Below are 16,255 nucleotides of genomic sequence, written 5' to 3'. Positions count from 1 at the left end.
CGCGTCAATTCGTTTCGGTATCTGTGCCGATTTGAGGTTACCTAAAGATAAAACAAAAGCTGAGTTAACAAAAAGGCAGCAACCTTTAGTTGCTGCCTTTTTGATACTACGGTTATGACTAACGAGATAATAAAGCCAATTTATCGCTGGTGAAAAACGTTTCACGTTTGAGCATCAGGCAATCAAACTTAAGCATTTAGATTGCTTTCATCCACAACCAACTTTAATACTTGGCCGGGTAGAATGTATTGTGAGGGCGTTAAGCTGTTCCATTCTAGGAGTTCAGCCACGGTCACCTTAAATTTGCTAGCAATTTGAGCAAGTGAATCACCAGACTTCACTTTGTAGCTAACGGTACGGATATGCTCGCTATCGAGTTTTTCCTGTGGTGCAACAATGGTCAGTTTTTGACCCGTTTGCAATTTGCTGTCTTTGCTTAAATGGTTCCAAGCAGTTAACTGTTTGACGCTCACATTATGAGCTTGGGCAATTTGCCACAGAGAATCACCAGATTTCACTTGATAGGTCAGCTTATTACCCGAGGTTGCACCTGCAGCTTTTTTAGGTAATTTTTGACTGGTTGACAGAGCATAGAGCTGCTTATCGTCAGCGGAGACTGGGATAATGAGGTGTCTTCCAGCAACGATATTGTTGCTTTTCATACCATTAGCAGCGCGGATCGCATTCACTGTTGTATGATGTTTTTGGGCAATTGAACCGATACTGTCACCGGATTTTATGGTGTATCTAAGCCAGCTTACTCGAGCTTCGCTTTCGGTTTCTGCGAGTGCTTTTTTAAACTCTTCTGATTTATCAATGGGTAAAACTAATGTGTGCGGTCCCAATGGTGAGGTTGCCCAACGGTTATAACCAGGGTTGAGCTTTGCTAGCTCAGTGGTGGTCATATTGGCGAGACCTGCTGCCATAGCTAAGTCAATTTGACTATCAATATCAACAACTTCGATAGAAGGGCTGTTATTGATCGGTGCCAAAGTGATGCCATATTCATCGGCATGTTTGATCACTTCAGCTAGGGCTAATAACTGTGGCACATAGCGTTTCGTTTCTTTAGGGAGATCGAGTGACCAGAAATCAGTTTTAAGGCCTTTATCTTCATTGCGTTTAATCGCATTGAGTACCTTTGACTCACCCGTATTATAAGCTGCAATCGCATAAAGCCAATTATTATTGGTTTTATTGTACAAATATTCGAGCATATCCAAGGCGGCTGTGGTAGATGCGGGTACATCGCGACGACCGTCGTACCACCAGTTCATTTCTAAACCAAAATGACTCGCCATGGGCGTGGTAAATTGCCAAAGACCAGATGCAGCACTGGCTGATGAGGCGCTCGGATCGAAGGCACTTTCAATAATCGGTAGCAGAGCTATCTCGATCGGTAAATGCCGTTTCTCAAGCTCTTCGACGATCAAATACATGTAAGGCGCCGCACGCTCAGAAATCACTTCGAGGTGTTTAGGGTTGTTAATGTACCAATCGCGATAATAGTTAACGAGTTTTTTGTCAGGAACAGGTAGCTGCATTCCTTGACGAATTCGCTCCCACACATCAGTCACTTGCGCCGATTCAGGTTCGGTTGCGAGATAATACTGTGGGACGGTATTTTCGGTCGTGACGGTTTGTGCTTCAGGTTTGGTCACCTGATGGTTGTCTAACGTCTGGCAACCCGTGAGTAGGGCAAATCCCCCTACTACAACATAAAGTGATACTCTCATGGAAAACGATAGTCCTCTGTTAGTGCATTGCCAACGCACTTTCGTATAATCTAAATTAGCTAATAAATTGATTATTATGTAAATAGTGGCAACACAGAGCGCAAAGTATTCACGCAAAAACGAGCCATTCTATGGGATCTTTTCGATCTTGTCCCTAAAATATCGTACATCAAGTAGGGGGAATTTTGATTTACGTGATCAATACTGGAAAAATCTGTATAAATTTCAGTCACGAATTGATCGTTTTCTTCTAAAAAATATCTTTCCACTGCCTAAGTAGGGTAAAATAAGTGAGTTCATCTACGTTACTCAGATCTTGATCACAAAACTGCTGTTTTATACTGTCCACTATGGTTGGCGTCAGCCCCCGAAGGAAGGGATTAATTGATCGCTCCAATCCTATTGTGGAGGGGATGGTGGCTTTTCCTTGGGCACGAAGGGCTGTTGCTTGTTCATTATAAGCCTTGAGTTTGGCATTGCTTGGGTCGGCCGCTTGGGCAAATTTAAGATTCGCGAGAGTATATTCGTGGGCACAGTACACTCTAGTCTCGGCAGGCAGAGCCGCGAGCAAGCGTAACGAGTGGCACATTTGTGCAGGTGTTCCCTCAAATAGCCGGCCGCATCCTCCACTAAAAAGTGTATCACCACAAAATAGTGCACCATCAACCAGATACGCTATATGCCCCGCCGTATGGCCAGGCACAGACAGTACCTGCACAGGACTATTGAGGAAGGGTAAGTGGAGTATTTGTGTGATTTGTGGCTCAATGGCAATGTTAACACCTTGAATAGCTTCACTTTGTGGACCATAAACTGCTAAGGTGTGGCCTGTTGTTTGTTCAACATAAGCCACAAGTGCGGCAATACCGCCAGTGTGATCCCTATGGTGGTGCGTGATCAAAATTCCAGCAAGCGTCAATTGATGTGCGTTTAAGTAATCGAGTACAACGTTAACATCACCGGGATCAACCACATAAACGGCTTGCTGAGTGTCTTGTTGCAACACCCAGATATAATTGTCATTAAAGGCATTAATCGCTGTTATAGTGAGCATAGTACCGCCAATCGCTGTATTTTGATTTAAAGATAAGGTTATTATCCACAGGTGGATACCCGTTGGCGACTATTGTGATTTTTAAGACACCTAATGACGAATGCTCAATGAAGATCTTAACTCGGTAAAAGTAATAAGATAACGGGACGGGAGGAGACTTGTGTCGTATAACAGTACTGTGCGCAAACCTGAGCAATGGGAAGATTTGCCCAATGGCTGTGCACTCCAGCAAGCTGTTGCCGATAAACTCGCCGATTGGTGGCCAAGGGTTTTTGGTTATCATTTGTTGAAGTTCGGCCCCCTAAGTGCTGAGATTTCAAGTATGGCGTCACCTGTTGCCCATCATTTTTCTTTATGTTCAGCTCCTAATGCTTCGTTAATGGGGGATTTCTGCCATTTGCCCTTACAAAATGGGGTGATTGATGCTGTGGTTATGAGCCTATTGTTGGAATTTGAGGCCGATCCTTACAGGATACTGCGTGAAATTGACCGAGTGTTGATTGCGGGAGGTTACCTGTTTATTGTTGGCTTTAACCCCTTGAGCCCTGTGTTCCTTGGGAAATTATGGCCAAAATATCAAGATGATCTGCCCTGGTGTGGGCGTTTTTTTATGCCATCTCGGGTGCGAGATTGGTTAGGGCTACTCGGATATCAAGTGGTGAGTGATGAGCGTTTGATTTACCACCCACTGATAGGCGAATTGAATAGTGGCCGTTTTTTGCAGCACACCTTAGCTTCATGGCTCCCCAGTGCGGGTAGTTTGTATTTGATTGTGGCACGTAAATTAGAGTCCCCATTAACACCAATCCGCGACAAACGTAAGGTTCGACAACCTAATTGGGCCACCGCGCCAACTGCTGGACGCACGGGGCATTTATCTGAACCTACAAAATAACATTACCCATTAATGAGTCCGTTATGCGAATTACCTTAAGGCAACTTGCTGTTTTTGAAGCCGTCGCACGCAGTGGTCAAGTGGCTAAAGCTGCAGAGCAAGTCAACCTATCCCCCCCTGCAACATCGATGGCATTGGCGGAATTAGAAAAGCAGCTCAACGCCCGCCTGTTTGAAAGAATTGGCAATCGTTTGCAGCTTAATTCGCAGGGCAACCTCTTGTTGCCGCTGGCTGCGGATCTTTTACATCGCGTCGAACAAATTGAGCAAGCCTTTACCCCCCAAGGCGGTGACTTAGTCGGGCAGTTAAGTGTGAGCGCAAGTTCGACGATTGGTAACTATTTACTGGCAAAGGCGGCAGTGGCATTTTGCCAGCAACATACCCAAACCCATGTAGAGGTGGCGATCACTAATACCCAAGATGTGATCCAATCGGTTGCGCAATTTCGTGCCGAAATGGGATTTATTGAAGGGCATTGTACAGATAACCGTCTTCATATCGAGCCATGGCACAAGGATCGATTATTGGTGTTTTGTCACCCCGCCCATCCACTGGCAGGGCAAACGGTTAAATCTTTTGCCGTAAAAGGTCAATCTTGGGTGCTGCGGGAAGAAGGGTCGGGTACGCGGGAATATTTTGTCAATGCAGCCAATGAACTGGGCATGCAACCCGAGTCTAAGTTTTGTTTTACTACACCTGATGCAATTAAATTGGCGGTAAAACAAGGTGCTGGTTTGGGGGTACTTTCAGAGCTAGCACTGGAAAAAGAGATTAGTCGCAAAGAGCTGGCTCTAGTCACTATTGAAGGGTTAGTGCTAGAGCGGCAGTTTTACCGCATCACCCACAAAAGTCGCCAAGCGACCTCATTAGGGCTGGCCTTTGTGCAGTTTTGCAGTAATTTTTTCCATTTATCGCGGGAATGATGAATGACTCTCAGGCGTGAGTTGAGTGTTAAGACTCCGCCTGATAGCCAGTATCTATTTGCGTCGGATTTGCTTCAGCCGCTGCGCGAGCAAGTTGATCACAACGTTCGTTTTCAGCGTGTCCGGCATGGCCTTTTACCCAGCGCCAATCAATTTGGTGGAGTTGGGCGGCTTTGTCTAAACGTTTCCAAAGATCGACATTTTTCACTGGTGTACGATTAGAGGTCATCCAACCTTTTTTCTTCCAGCCGTGGATCCAAGTCATGATCCCTTGGCGCATATATTGGCTATCGCTGGTGAGGATGATTTTACAAGGTTCTTTTAGGGCCTCAAGTGCAACGATTGGGGCTAATAATTCCATACGATTATTGGTCGTCAGGGAAAAACCATCGGACATCTCCTTTGTATGGCCCTTATAATTCATTACAATGCCATAGCCACCGGGGCCAGGATTGCCTAAGCAAGAGCCATCGGTGAAGATGTGGATTAGTTTTAGTTCAGTCATCAAATGGTTACCAAAGGCGTAAATATCGGCCGAGTATAACCAAAAAATGTCATAAGAAGCGCATAAAAGTATGAATATTATCTCAAACGCAAGCCGTCAGGTTATTTTAGATACTGAAACCACGGGTATGAACCAAGGCAGTGGTGCGGTGTATTTAGGGCACAGAATTATTGAGATAGGTTGTGTTGAGGTCATCAACCGCCGTTTAACGGGCCGTTATTATCACCAGTATATAAATCCCGGCCAAGCGATTGATCCAGAAGCGATCGCGGTTCATGGGATCACCGATGAACGTGTTGCGAATGAGCCAAGATTCCATCAAATCGCCCAAGAGTTTATCGATTTTATCAGTGGCGCCGAAATTGTGGCCCATAACGCAAACTTCGACGTGAGCTTTATGGACCATGAGTTTTCCTTACTGCAGCCCTTAGGGCCAAAGACTCGCGACATTTGTGAGATTTTAGACTCCCTCGACATTGCTAAGTTTTTGCACCCCGGACAAAAGAACAACTTAGACGCACTCTGTAAACGTTATGGCATCGACAACTCTCGTCGCCATTACCATGGCGCATTACTCGACGCCGAAATCCTTGCCGATGTCTATTTATCGATGACGGGTGGGCAGACTAAGTTTAATCTCTCTAACGAAGAAGTCGGTCAAGAGGGGGGCGGCATTCAACGCTTTGATCCCACATCACTTAATCTTAAAGTGATCTGCGCATCGGCCGATGAACTCGTTATGCATGAAAAGCGCCTTGATTTAGTCGCAAAATCAGGAAAATGCCTCTGGAGAGGATAATTTATAGCCTATGACGATGTCGCTGCGAAAATCCCTACTGAATACCACGTTAGTGCTCAGCAGCCTTTGGCTGAGCATGCCACTGACTGCGGCCGATACTGAACCCGCAGTAGTTAAGCCCGCAGAGCCGCCCACCAATCTAGCGACTAAGGCTAAAGAGGTGCCGCCGAGTGACGGGAAAGCAAATGAGGCTAAACCAACTGCTGCTGATAACCAAGGTGACGTGAAACCAAGCGTAGATGCTCAGGTAAAATCTCCCAAACCTTCGGCGGGTAAAGTGGTGCCCGTTGATACTGCCTCTGAACTTAAGAACCGTTTTCGGGTGGATCATATGGTCAGCAGCATGACGCTACTGATCCAACGGGAATACGGTTCAGCGCCTGTGGTCATTGTTTTGCCCGATGGCAGTAAGTGGTACGCCAATCGTCATCCAGAAACCGTCAAATGGGTCGATGGTATGACCGGGGATATTATTTATATTGAGTCACCTCAGCCTGGGCCTTGGCAATTGGTGGGTAAAATCGTATCGGGTTCGCAAATCAAACGTGTTTCCAAGCTTGAGATTGAAGTTCAGCATCTACCGCAACCGTTATTTCAAGGCGAGGAGATAAAAGTTGTCGCCCAATTAATGGGGGATGCAGAGCGGGTTCGTATGCCCGGAATGGACTATTTAGTTGAGTGGACAACACATTTTGTGAGTAAACATCGTGCGGGTGATGAAAACTTTGCCGCAGGTGACATTATCGTTGGATCCTACAAAGATAATGGCGAAAAGTTTGATGAAAGACCCGATGATGGCATGTTTACCAGCGATATCAATCTTAAGCAGCCATGGGGTGAGTATGACTTTGTGGTGCTCGCACGTAATAACGTGTTTGAAAGACAAGTTTCATTTCCTTTTACTTTATCCCCACGGCCAGTGAATGCAGAGGTGATAACCCCTGAAGACCCTTTAACGGGTCAATGGAAAATCATGCTTCATGCAGATAGCAGTGTATTACAACTGGCTGAAACCCATTTTTCATTCGAGTTAGTTGGGCCAGCAGGTTTGCAACTACCCCTTGTTCTTCATGGGCTTAGCCAAAGTGATGTTGAATTGGATTTGCCGCCTGTGACTGAATTTGGCAGTTACCGCATTAAGGGTTCTGTCGCAACAACGACAGTATCGGGACGTGAAATTGTGCTCGATTTGCCTGAACTCTTCTTTAACTTAGTGCAACCACCCGAGCCACCACCAAGCGAGGAAGAATTAGCGGCAGTAGCTGCGCAAAAGGCTGCAGAAGAAGAGGCGCTCGCAAAACAGGATGCGATTTTCTGGATCATTACCGTCAACGCCGTGTTGCTACTGTTAGGGATCGTGGGACTGATTGTTTGGCGTAAACGTCAAAGTTTGGCTCAAGCCTTAGCCGCCGCAGAGCAGCGCATAATGGATGACGCTGAGCAGAATAAAGCAGAGGCGCCATCACTCGATGAAATTGATCTAACTATGCCTGATGAGTCCGATAATCGTAGATAAGTAGAGTGATGCAAGCTGGCAACGTTGAGATGAAACTTGCTGATATTTCGTTCATTTATCATAGGGTTTAGTGCATTTTGGCTAAATTTTAACTAAACGATACAATGGAGTGAAAAAAACGGTTGACGCTTCGAACACTCAACCGTATTATTCACCGCAACTTGAGTGGAGCGGTAGTTCAGTTGGTTAGAATACCGGCCTGTCACGCCGGGGGTCGCGGGTTCGAGTCCCGTCCGCTCCGCCAGTCAAGTTGTTGAAAGTTAAAATTATAGTGCTGTTGCAGCGGTATAATAAAAAGTTTGGAGCGGTAGTTCAGTTGGTTAGAATACCGGCCTGTCACGCCGGGGGTCGCGGGTTCGAGTCCCGTCCGCTCCGCCAACATTCAAAAAGCCCCATGCTATTAAATAGCATGGGCTTTTTGTTTTTCTCCGTTTACAATCCCATTCCTCTATTCGTGACTGCGACCATTTCGTGACCACTGCTCACTTTTAACCGAGGGTCAGTTTTTAATGTTTGATAGGTCAACCGCTGGGCCAAGCTATTTCTCCTTTTACTATGTTAGAGACACAATTCATAGTGTCTGTGTTTTTGCCATCGTTAACCACGCATCAAGCGGTTACTTTAATTAATCCTGATGTTAGGCTAACAATTCTCTGGCAGGTTTTATCGTTGTGTCAGCATTTTATCAGTAATTATCACTTCAACTCGACGGTTTTGCTGGCGGCCACTCGCGGATTTATTATTCGCAACTGGGTCGCTTTCACCTTTACCTAGACTAATAAGTCGATTGGATTGAATGCCTTGTCCCTGCAAAAAATAGCTAACACTAGCAGCCCTTCGCTCTGATAAGCCAAGATTGTATACCGCTATACCGACGTTATCGGTATATCCTTCAATGATGGCGCCACGGGGTATTTACCCAGAAAGATAGCTAGGTTCATTAAATGTTGGCTATTAGATGATTTCAAATCTGCTTTACCAGTGTCGAGTAAGATATCGCCCAAGGTTACAACCTAACTGCGTTCTGATTCACAGGCATTGATGCGCAAGCAATGCCTGTGCATCGATTTCCTGGCGAGCATCTGCGGCATCAGCACGGGCTAGACGTGCATCGAGTCGTACATCAGCCCTGGTTTTTGCGAGAACCTTTTGTTGCTCCTCCGCAAAATGACTCTTCGCTTGGACTAAGGCTATGTTGACTTTTCGGTCGGCAACTAAGACAAGATGTCGCGATAGTTGTTCGTTTTTCACTGGTTGCTCAGCGGTAAGTACGGCTTCCTCTGCCTGACTGATTGCTTCAGGTGCAAGGATTGCCAACGCATGGTTTGCTTGCAGTGTGTTCCGTTTTGCACGAATATCGCTAATGCCGTCAGCCATTTTAGGCGCACTGCTACAGGCTGCAACTGTGTGAGCAGTAGGCAGTATGACAGAGATTGACGGCTAAAACAGAAGGATAAAACCGACGAAGCTCTAGGTATTTTCATTGCTGAATTCCTTTTGTACGACGCAACATTTCTTGTTGCAGAATACTGATATTATTCTTCATTTCATCATTGACGCTGTTGGCTTGTGCCAGCTTTGCGCGCGCCTGGGCAAGCTCTGCGTCAAGCGTTGCCTCTATGGCATAACGGTCGGCGCTGACAGTATCTTTTTCTAACAAGGCACTGTTTGCTGCTTGCAGTTTTTGTTTGGCTTGTGATAGTTCATTTGATGCATATTGACCAGCTCTTGCTTGTTCTACGCGGTCGATGGTACGTTCTGCACGCTCCATCTCTGCCGTCTTAGTAAAGGTGAAGAACTGCAGCCGGTCAGCGCTGCGGCAATAACGTTGGCCCACACCACAAGAAGTGCTTGGCTCGAAGTAGACCGGTTGAAGCGCTTGTCATTGATGATATTTGGGGATGTTCATTTGTAACTCCTTTACAAGATACAAACATTACGAATGTGGTCTATCGCCAGTTATTCCACCATTCACCATGTCAGTGAATAGCCTTATTTTTTGGGTGTAGATATTGGCTAGAATGTTAATGATTTTGATATCACACTTTTAACACCACGGATATTTTGTGCAGTTTCGACTGCTAGTGATTGTTCAATTCCGCTGTTAACTTTACCAGTTAGTATCACAACGCCATTGTTGGTGCTAACATCAATGTCAGAACCATTAATATTGTTTGAATACATAAAACTTGATTTTATTTTTGCGGTGATCCAGCTATCTGAGATATTGTGAATTTCTGTTTCATTTTTCCGTTTTTCTTTTTCTTCTTTATTTATCGCAGAGCTCTCAACTTTTAAATTATTGGTGACAGATTTTACGCCACGAGTATTGAGTGCTAGTCGATGAATAACATTTTTTGCATTCTGGTTTTCTGCAATGCCATTTAGGGTGACTCGTCCTGATTTAGTAATAACTTCAGTTACTACATCATCAACATCTTTATTCCATTGCAGTTTTGAACGAATTGCTGCCGTGATATTGGTATCATCAAATTTGTCGCCAAAACTATTTGAATTCGCTTTTGGTATATAATTGGCATCTACGACGATTTTGTTATCGACATCTTTAATGCCTGATACTCCCAGAGCAATTTCACCTGCAAGTTCTTTGCTAATTTTTTCATCTACTTTACCTGTCAACACTGCTTTGCCTTTTTGCACCGTGACTTTTAGATCATTGGCGCGCAAATAGGGACTGAGGGCATAACTTGTCGCAATTTGGCTTTCTTGGCGTACATCATCCATTGCTTTAGTTGCCGTAGCCGCAGTATCAGCGGCCGATACAGGCTGTAGTGCTGAAAGAATGAGTAAGATGGCAGATGTAAAAATAAAGTTGCGATACGAAGAATTCATAATGGTGTTCCCTTTTAGTAAAGTGAGCCAGTGCTGCAATGGCGACACTGGCTTAAGCTAAATACGCTTGCTTTTCAGAACAACCGCAAGGTTTAGCATTTACATTTAGTAATAAAACTCTTTACTTGTTTACTAGACTCTTCATGAGTCAATAAATAATGCTTTTGCACCAGTTCACATAAGTTGGCTTCAATGCCATTTGATTTAGTCAACTCAGTTTCGCTTATTTTACTCCAATTACTTTTGGCGGCATGGATATGGTCTTTCCATTTACCATTAAAAGCGTCTTTGGGCTGTTTTTCTGATTGATGGCTAGAATGAATCTCCGATTTTGATTTATCAGTTGTGCTCGTCTTAGATGCTGGACTATTAGCTGCCGCGACTGGAGAATGGTTTTTGCTGGTTTTAGTATGTTGTGCATCTTTATCGATGGCTTTATTTTGTTCAGTGAATTTATTCATATAATTCATATTGACCTCATTTATAGGTGCAGTGCAGGAATGCATGAACCGTAAATTCAGAATGACCTGTTAAATGTTGTTCGTCTGTGCGTTAGCGCGCATGCGGTCAATGGTTTTAGCATTTATCTGTAGCAGCAGTTTTTACTGGTTTATTTTTAAGTCGTTTATTGAGTAATAAAGAGTAGTGAATCGCTATTATTTTGCTTTGAATGTGTGTTGACAGTATCAGAACTCTCGTAATCCTTGCGTATTGGATTTTGACGACTGCCCACTGTTATTTCAGTGGGACTTAGGCAGCCTTATGATCAGTCATCTGAATGTTGATTCGGTAAATTAAGCTTTATGGCGGTAAAGGTTTATACAGGGTATTTATGACTGAAGTTGCTATGGTATTTGCTATTTTTTCGTGAACTTTTTAAGTGGCATTAAACGTTCTGACTCCTGTTTAACGACCGAGTAACATTCGCAACAGGTTTGTTCAAGCAATTTGCGGTCTAGTACCTCAATATTGCCACGACTGTAATTGATTATTCCTATCCGTTGGAGTTTTCCTGCTGCATCGGTGACACCTTCACGGCGCACGCCAAGCATATTGGCAATTAATTCTTGCGTCATCATGACGCGATCGTCAGGTAGCCTATCGATGGAGAGCAGCAGCCAACGACATAGTTGTTGTTCAATACTGTGGTGGCGATTGCATACTGCTGTTTGGGCCATTTGGGTCAACAATATTTGGCTATAACGAAGCAATAGGTGGAGCAGAGCACCGTGGCGGTTAAATTCATCTTTGAGCCTTTGGCCAAATAACCGATAGGCAACGCCAGCACTTTGTACTATGGCTCGACTTGTAGTGCTTTCTCCGCCCATAAATAATGCGACACCGACCATGCCATCATTACCGACGACTGCAATTTCAGCCGATGCACCATTTTCCATCACATAGAGCAGTGAAATAATGGAGTTCAGTGGAAAATAAACATACCGTACTTTTGAGCCAGCTTCGCAGACTACATCACCAAGCTCTAATTGAACTAGCTCTAGATGAGGAAAAATGCGATGTTTGACTTCATCAGGTAGCTCGTTGAGTAATCTGTTAAATTCGGGAGGAAAATTCGCTTGTTCCTGCACCTGTTGTGACACTACTTTCAGTTGTTGCGTATCCATGACTTAGGGTTGTCCTTGAGCGTGAGTGTCGTGAATGCAGGTTACCGTGCAAAACATCAGAGCTATGTACGATAGCGCACATAATGGCATTTTTGTTGAATTGTGTGGAAGAGATGCTGTTAGGTTTACATTAAATGATAACAACTACAGCAACGGGCTAGCAGGCCTTCTCTGTTGAGTATGTGTATCCATCCTCGGTTATATGAAATGCAGCCGCTGGTCTGCAATTCACCCGCAGCCTCAGTGATACTACTTCGTCTGACCCCCAACATTTCGGATAAAAATTGATGGGTGAGAAACAGCTCATTTGTTTGTATGCGGTCGTGGCTCATTAATAGCCAGCGAGCAAGCCGAGATTCGACGGAGTGAAAATGTGCGCAGACTGCATTTTGTGATAATTGGCATAATAATTGGTAAAGATAAGTTTCCAGTATTCGCCTCAAGTTGTTGCTCCGAGTAAGTAAGTCTTCAAAGCTTGCAATGGGGATACGCCAAGCTTTACCTGAACCTTGGATGATTGCCTCAGAAGGGACTTGCCGTGTATTCAGCAAGATGGTTGCCCCAAGCATGCCTTCAAAACCAATTATGCCCATTTCCAACGCTGGGTGTTTTGGAAGCTTAGCAATCAATGAAATGAACGCGGTTAACGGAAAATAAACGTATTGATATGACTCACCTGACAGGCACAGTAAATCGGCAAAATTAAGTTGGACTAATTTCGCCTGCGATAATAACTCTGCCCGTTCTAGGGCAGGTAGGTGACCGATCAATTTATTCTCAACCTGTGGAACTAGGGCGTTTTGAATGATTGTAGACATTACAATTCCTCGCTCTGGTGGGATTTAACACCAAGAGATCTTGCTGCAAAAAAGAAGAGCCGTAATACCAGAACGGGCTACGGAATGAGTGGTGTGAATTAGCTGCTTATTCGAATACAACGAAGTGCTATATTTAGCTGCTTATCGTTTTTGACTGAAATAACACCAGGAACTTTGGCCGTTAATTTGACTGCAGTATTAATATTTTCACGTAATTTGACAAAGCCGCTTAGCTGAACCACGCCTTTGAATGTTTCAACATTAATCTCAGCTACGCTTAAGCTTTTTTCACTTAGAATTGCTGCTTTAACGTTAGCCGTAACCACGCTGTCGTCGAAATACTCACCAGTACCTTCTTTGTTGTAACTGGGACTACAACTGGCTACGACTACGAGCCCAAGAGTAAGCTGGAATATGCTCAGCACTTTAATGGTTTTCATCTGATTATCCTTTAATAAAAAGCAAAAATAGTAATTGATCATTAGGGCATGTTGACGTTTCGAGATTAGATGTTGTTTTGCACAAGCTTGTGCTCGTGAAACTAGGAATGACGTGTAGAGATTCCTTTATAATGACGAGCGCCTTCGATGAAACAAAGTAAGAGCCGAGGCTTTCGACGACCCCTTCGGGTAGGATTTAATTGTTTTTTAAATGCGTTGTCGTCCTCTTTTATCTTGAATAACGACATCGCACGGGCTTTGCCTTGCATGAACGCTAAGCCAAATCGCTGTAAAAACGAACGTCACCGAGCCTTAGTTGATGCGACCAGTTAACAGCAAAATAATCAACACCAGTAGTGCTATGCCTATTACGCCTCCTGGACGATAGCCCCAGTTGCGACTATGTGGCCAGGTTGGGAGTAGGCCAATAAATAGCAAAAATAAAATAATCAATAAGATAGTGATAATAGACATGGCGAATACTCCTGATGCGGTGCAATTTTTGTAACGGGTAATGCCCAGTTTGGACCGCAACACTGAGTGTGTCGGTACGCTGGCGCACGTTTCAGAAGTGTTGAGCTGGTTAACCTATAACGCTGTTTTAGCTGAACTATGATGGTTTTCACATGGAATGAGTGAGCTTCGTGACTTTTGTTCTGCCTTGGTACCTAAGCGTTTTACTGGTTTATTTCTAGTAAATAGGCATGCCAAATTTAGCTTCTAAATACTTTGCTAAATTTTTATTCTACTTGTCCTTGCCTAACATTGACGCATTCTGAATAACGACTAATATAAGACAAATGAGACATTTTTGAGGTGATGCTATGCCTATCCCGGTCACAATTGCCGATGATTCTTTAATGTCCAGAAAAGCGGTAAGACGTGCATTACCGGAAGACTGGGATGTTGAGATTACTGAAGCATGCAATGGAAAAGAGGCTCTTGAAGCCGCCAATTCTGGCAAGGCTGAAGTATTATTTCTTGACCTTACCATGCCTGAACTTGATGGGTTTGGAGTGCTCAAGTATCTACATGAACAACAGTCAAAAACCGTTGTGATTGTGATCAGTGCAGATATACAGCCAGAAGCTAAATTATTAGTGGATTCCTTAGGTGCCTTTCGTTTCCTTCAAAAACCGTTACAACCCGCACAGTTAAGGGAAGCACTTTTCGATGTGGGGCTAATATGAATATGTTGCTATCTGAAGAACAGCGCGATGCACTGCAGGAATTGATGAATATTTCTATGGGGCAAGCTGCTAATTCACTTGCGCGTTTAATTGAAGCAAAAATTACACTATCCATTCCTAAAATCAGTGATGTCACCCCTGAACAATTTGTGTCTATGTTATCGGACCAGACGATGTGGTATACGCGTCAATCATTCTTAGGCAGCATTAAAGGTGAAGTCATTTCAACCTTATCCAAGCAGGGGTGTGATGCAATTGGTAAATTAATGGATTATCAACCTCCACTAACCCAAGATCGTTTAAATGAATTGTTGTTAGAGCTTGCCAATATTTTAGCTGGCGCATGTTTAACGGGATTTGCTGAGCAACTTTCATTAAATGCAAAGTTAAGTATGCCGACCATGTACAGCGCAACCAGTCAACATTATCACTATAGATGGGCAAGTACCTTGATGATGGAGGTAGAATTTAAAGTGGAAGTGAGTCAGTTTGATTCGAAAATTGTCATTTGTTTGGAGGAAGCATCAGTCCAAACGCTGTTAGCCAAATTGCAGCAATTGTTGGAGTAATGATGAGTCAGTCTCAACTATTACAGAAACTTGCTTCGCGCTTACCGCTAGGAGTCTGTGTGGTTGATGAGCATTATCAAATTATCTACTGGAATGAGTTTTTCACCGATAGATTGCCTACTGCTAAGTCTGATACACAAGAAAATAATTTACTAACATTATTCCCAGAAGCAGCAAAATTTCTTCAGAAGAAGATAAACAGTGTTTTTGTACTTAACAATGCTAGTTTTTCGTATTGGGAACATCGTCCCCACGTGTTTGATTTTAGTAGTAGCAGACCAATTACGGGTGAAGAAACTGCTATGTATCAAAATATTGAGTTTTTTCCGCTCGATATAGAAGATCATCAAGTTAAAACTGTTTGTTTAATTGTACAAGATGTTACAGAGCTTGCTAGTTATTACCAAGCACAAAAATGTCTCTCTGAACAGTTGGAACAAGAGCATACAGCATTAAGCTTACTCAATAAAAAATTAGAAGCTGCTCAAAATCAATTATTACAATCTGAAAAAATGGTTGCCATAGGCCAGTTAGCCGCAGGTGTTGCGCATGAAATCAATAATCCAATTGGATTTGTTAATTCAAATTTACAAAGCTTGCAGGATTACAATAATAAACTATTAAAGTTACTTAATTTTTATCAGAAACTGACCCATAAAATTGGTTCTGTACCTTACTTTACACTTGAACAAGATATGCTCAAACGCTATCAATTTGAATTTATATGTTCAGATCTTCCCGATTTAATTCGTGAATCGATTGAGGGCTTAGATCGCGTTGCTGTAATAGTGAAAAGTCTCAAGTCATTCTCGCATGTCGATAGCAGTGAATGGCAATATGCGAATGTGATAGAGGGTATAGAAAATACATTAAAAATTGCAGCTAACCAAATTAAATACAAAGCAGTTGTTTTACGTAATTTTCAAGATAATTTACCTGAGTTGTATTGTCAGCCTATGCAGCTAAATCAAGTATTCCTTAACTTATTAGTTAATGCTGCACAAGCTATAGAGGAAAGAGGCGAAATTTCGATCGACGTGAGTGCTTCCGACGCTGAATTTATTATCGTGATCCGTGATACGGGTTCAGGTATAGCTGCTAGTGATCTTCGTAAAATATTTGAACCATTTTACACGACTAAACTCGTAGGAACTGGTACCGGTTTAGGCTTGTCGCTGTCCTATAGCATAGTTCAAAAACATAAAGGCGAGATCAAAGTATCTTCAGTATTAGGTGAGGGCACTGCCTTTACGGTTATATTACCTATTCTATCCCCCGAGGATGTTGCTTAGCGGCACTATTAACTCACTCATGCGAAGTGAATAGGTAGCC

Annotated in this window: 19 protein-coding genes and 2 tRNA genes; 9 read left to right on the top strand and 12 right to left on the bottom strand. The window is 43.5% G+C overall.

Going from position 1 to position 16,255, the window contains the following annotated elements; genetic code table 11:
- Nucleotides 1-188 precede the first annotated feature (188 nt).
- The gene (locus SO_RS11810) at nucleotides 189-1,736 is read right to left on the bottom strand and encodes a lytic transglycosylase (protein WP_011072517.1); all 1,548 of its coding nucleotides are present in this window, start codon (nucleotides 1,734-1,736) and stop codon (nucleotides 189-191) included.
- A 250-nt stretch (nucleotides 1,737-1,986) separates the two neighbouring features.
- A complete protein-coding gene (gene gloB / locus SO_RS11805; protein WP_011072516.1) occupies nucleotides 1,987-2,790 on the bottom strand; it encodes a hydroxyacylglutathione hydrolase in 804 nt (267 codons plus the stop codon).
- 160 nt (nucleotides 2,791-2,950) lie between these two features.
- On the opposite strand from gloB, the gene SO_RS11800 reads away from it, so the two are divergent.
- Together SO_RS11800 and SO_RS11795 are read left to right on the top strand one after the other, a co-directional pair.
- Nucleotides 2,951-3,685: a class I SAM-dependent methyltransferase gene (locus SO_RS11800; protein ID WP_011072515.1), complete on the top strand. Its 735-nt coding sequence runs from the start codon at nucleotides 2,951-2,953 to the stop codon at nucleotides 3,683-3,685.
- 23 nt (nucleotides 3,686-3,708) lie between these two features.
- A complete protein-coding gene (locus SO_RS11795; RefSeq protein ID WP_011072514.1) occupies nucleotides 3,709-4,608 on the top strand; it encodes a LysR substrate-binding domain-containing protein in 900 nt (299 codons plus the stop codon).
- Nucleotides 4,609-4,636: 28 nt separating this feature from the next.
- On the opposite strand, the gene rnhA is transcribed toward SO_RS11795, so the two are convergent.
- Nucleotides 4,637-5,113 (bottom strand): ribonuclease HI, encoded by a 477-nt coding sequence (rnhA, locus tag SO_RS11790; protein ID WP_011072513.1) that lies wholly within the window; start codon nucleotides 5,111-5,113, stop codon nucleotides 4,637-4,639.
- Nucleotides 5,114-5,183: 70 nt separating this feature from the next.
- Here rnhA and dnaQ point away from each other — a divergent pair, with 70 nt between their 5' ends.
- From dnaQ to SO_RS11770, 4 genes are all read left to right on the top strand, one after another.
- Nucleotides 5,184-5,912, top strand: coding sequence for a DNA polymerase III subunit epsilon (gene dnaQ / locus SO_RS11785; protein WP_011072512.1), 729 nt, complete (start codon nucleotides 5,184-5,186; stop codon nucleotides 5,910-5,912).
- A gap of 10 nt (nucleotides 5,913-5,922) precedes the next feature.
- Entirely contained in the window at nucleotides 5,923-7,428 is a 1,506-nt protein-coding gene (locus tag SO_RS11780; RefSeq protein WP_011072511.1) for a TIGR03503 family protein, read from the top strand.
- 167 nt (nucleotides 7,429-7,595) lie between these two features.
- Nucleotides 7,596-7,672, top strand: a tRNA-Asp gene (locus SO_RS11775).
- A 57-nt stretch (nucleotides 7,673-7,729) separates the two neighbouring features.
- Nucleotides 7,730-7,806, top strand: a tRNA-Asp gene (locus SO_RS11770).
- Nucleotides 7,807-8,091: 285 nt separating this feature from the next.
- Here the strand turns inward: SO_RS11770 and SO_RS23250 are convergent.
- From SO_RS23250 to SO_RS11730, 9 genes are all read right to left on the bottom strand, one after another.
- Nucleotides 8,092-8,298, bottom strand: coding sequence for an OmpA family protein (locus tag SO_RS23250; RefSeq protein WP_238560596.1), 207 nt, complete (start codon nucleotides 8,296-8,298; stop codon nucleotides 8,092-8,094).
- Nucleotides 8,299-8,457: 159 nt separating this feature from the next.
- The gene (locus SO_RS23245; protein ID WP_238560484.1) at nucleotides 8,458-8,805 is read right to left on the bottom strand and encodes a hypothetical protein; all 348 of its coding nucleotides are present in this window, start codon (nucleotides 8,803-8,805) and stop codon (nucleotides 8,458-8,460) included.
- A 103-nt stretch (nucleotides 8,806-8,908) separates the two neighbouring features.
- On the bottom strand, nucleotides 8,909-9,265 hold the full coding sequence (locus SO_RS11760; RefSeq protein ID WP_238560483.1) for a DUF4398 domain-containing protein: 357 nt from the start codon (nucleotides 9,263-9,265) through the stop codon (nucleotides 8,909-8,911).
- A 179-nt stretch (nucleotides 9,266-9,444) separates the two neighbouring features.
- Nucleotides 9,445-10,281 (bottom strand): BON domain-containing protein, encoded by an 837-nt coding sequence (locus SO_RS11755; RefSeq protein WP_011072510.1) that lies wholly within the window; start codon nucleotides 10,279-10,281, stop codon nucleotides 9,445-9,447.
- 92 nt (nucleotides 10,282-10,373) lie between these two features.
- A complete protein-coding gene (locus tag SO_RS11750) occupies nucleotides 10,374-10,751 on the bottom strand; it encodes a hypothetical protein (protein WP_011072509.1) in 378 nt (125 codons plus the stop codon).
- A gap of 387 nt (nucleotides 10,752-11,138) precedes the next feature.
- Entirely contained in the window at nucleotides 11,139-11,906 is a 768-nt protein-coding gene (locus SO_RS11745; RefSeq protein ID WP_011072508.1) for a Crp/Fnr family transcriptional regulator, read from the bottom strand.
- Between the two features lie 125 nt (nucleotides 11,907-12,031).
- Nucleotides 12,032-12,724, bottom strand: a complete 693-nt coding sequence (locus tag SO_RS11740) for a Crp/Fnr family transcriptional regulator (RefSeq protein WP_011072507.1) — start codon at nucleotides 12,722-12,724, stop codon at nucleotides 12,032-12,034.
- Between the two features lie 98 nt (nucleotides 12,725-12,822).
- Entirely contained in the window at nucleotides 12,823-13,164 is a 342-nt protein-coding gene (locus tag SO_RS11735) for a BON domain-containing protein (protein ID WP_011072506.1), read from the bottom strand.
- A 312-nt stretch (nucleotides 13,165-13,476) separates the two neighbouring features.
- Nucleotides 13,477-13,638 (bottom strand): DUF3309 family protein, encoded by a 162-nt coding sequence (locus SO_RS11730; protein WP_011072505.1) that lies wholly within the window; start codon nucleotides 13,636-13,638, stop codon nucleotides 13,477-13,479.
- A 350-nt stretch (nucleotides 13,639-13,988) separates the two neighbouring features.
- Between SO_RS11730 and SO_RS11725 the strand changes: the two genes are divergently transcribed.
- From SO_RS11725 to SO_RS11715, 3 genes are read left to right on the top strand one after another with little or no spacing between them, the layout of a single operon-like run.
- Nucleotides 13,989-14,354, top strand: a complete 366-nt coding sequence (locus SO_RS11725) for a response regulator (protein ID WP_011072504.1) — start codon at nucleotides 13,989-13,991, stop codon at nucleotides 14,352-14,354.
- On the top strand, nucleotides 14,351-14,923 hold the full coding sequence (locus SO_RS11720) for a chemotaxis protein CheX (protein WP_011072503.1): 573 nt from the start codon (nucleotides 14,351-14,353) through the stop codon (nucleotides 14,921-14,923). Before SO_RS11725 ends, SO_RS11720 begins: the two co-directional genes overlap by 4 nt.
- The gene (locus SO_RS11715) at nucleotides 14,923-16,215 is read left to right on the top strand and encodes a sensor histidine kinase (protein WP_165443312.1); all 1,293 of its coding nucleotides are present in this window, start codon (nucleotides 14,923-14,925) and stop codon (nucleotides 16,213-16,215) included. The genes SO_RS11720 and SO_RS11715 overlap by 1 nt, the downstream gene beginning before the upstream one ends.
- Nucleotides 16,216-16,255: the final 40 nt, after the last annotated feature.

The sequence above is a fragment of the Shewanella oneidensis MR-1 genome (assembly GCF_000146165.2).
Classification (GTDB): Bacteria; Pseudomonadota; Gammaproteobacteria; order Enterobacterales; family Shewanellaceae; genus Shewanella; species Shewanella oneidensis.
The sequence above is the reverse complement of the archived record's forward strand: the minus strand, read 5'-3'. Positions and strand labels throughout refer to the sequence as shown.

Coding starts and splice junctions, on each gene's coding strand:
- dnaQ (WP_011072512.1), top strand. CDS start 5,184: ATGAATATTATCTCAAACGCAAGCCGTCAGGTTATTTTAGATACTGAA.
- SO_RS11735 (WP_011072506.1), bottom strand. CDS start 13,164: ATGAAAACCATTAAAGTGCTGAGCATATTCCAGCTTACTCTTGGGCTC.
- SO_RS11780 (WP_011072511.1), top strand. CDS start 5,923: ATGACGATGTCGCTGCGAAAATCCCTACTGAATACCACGTTAGTGCTC.
- SO_RS11755 (WP_011072510.1), bottom strand. CDS start 10,281: ATGAATTCTTCGTATCGCAACTTTATTTTTACATCTGCCATCTTACTC.
- SO_RS11740 (WP_011072507.1), bottom strand. CDS start 12,724: ATGTCTACAATCATTCAAAACGCCCTAGTTCCACAGGTTGAGAATAAA.
- SO_RS23245 (WP_238560484.1), bottom strand. CDS start 8,805: ATGGCTGACGGCATTAGCGATATTCGTGCAAAACGGAACACACTGCAA.
- SO_RS11725 (WP_011072504.1), top strand. CDS start 13,989: ATGCCTATCCCGGTCACAATTGCCGATGATTCTTTAATGTCCAGAAAA.
- gloB (WP_011072516.1), bottom strand. CDS start 2,790: ATGCTCACTATAACAGCGATTAATGCCTTTAATGACAATTATATCTGG.
- SO_RS11810 (WP_011072517.1), bottom strand. CDS start 1,736: ATGAGAGTATCACTTTATGTTGTAGTAGGGGGATTTGCCCTACTCACG.
- SO_RS11745 (WP_011072508.1), bottom strand. CDS start 11,906: ATGGATACGCAACAACTGAAAGTAGTGTCACAACAGGTGCAGGAACAA.
- SO_RS11750 (WP_011072509.1), bottom strand. CDS start 10,751: ATGAATTATATGAATAAATTCACTGAACAAAATAAAGCCATCGATAAA.
- rnhA (WP_011072513.1), bottom strand. CDS start 5,113: ATGACTGAACTAAAACTAATCCACATCTTCACCGATGGCTCTTGCTTA.
- SO_RS11795 (WP_011072514.1), top strand. CDS start 3,709: ATGCGAATTACCTTAAGGCAACTTGCTGTTTTTGAAGCCGTCGCACGC.
- SO_RS11720 (WP_011072503.1), top strand. CDS start 14,351: ATGAATATGTTGCTATCTGAAGAACAGCGCGATGCACTGCAGGAATTG.
- SO_RS11715 (WP_165443312.1), top strand. CDS start 14,923: ATGATGAGTCAGTCTCAACTATTACAGAAACTTGCTTCGCGCTTACCG.
- SO_RS11730 (WP_011072505.1), bottom strand. CDS start 13,638: ATGTCTATTATCACTATCTTATTGATTATTTTATTTTTGCTATTTATT.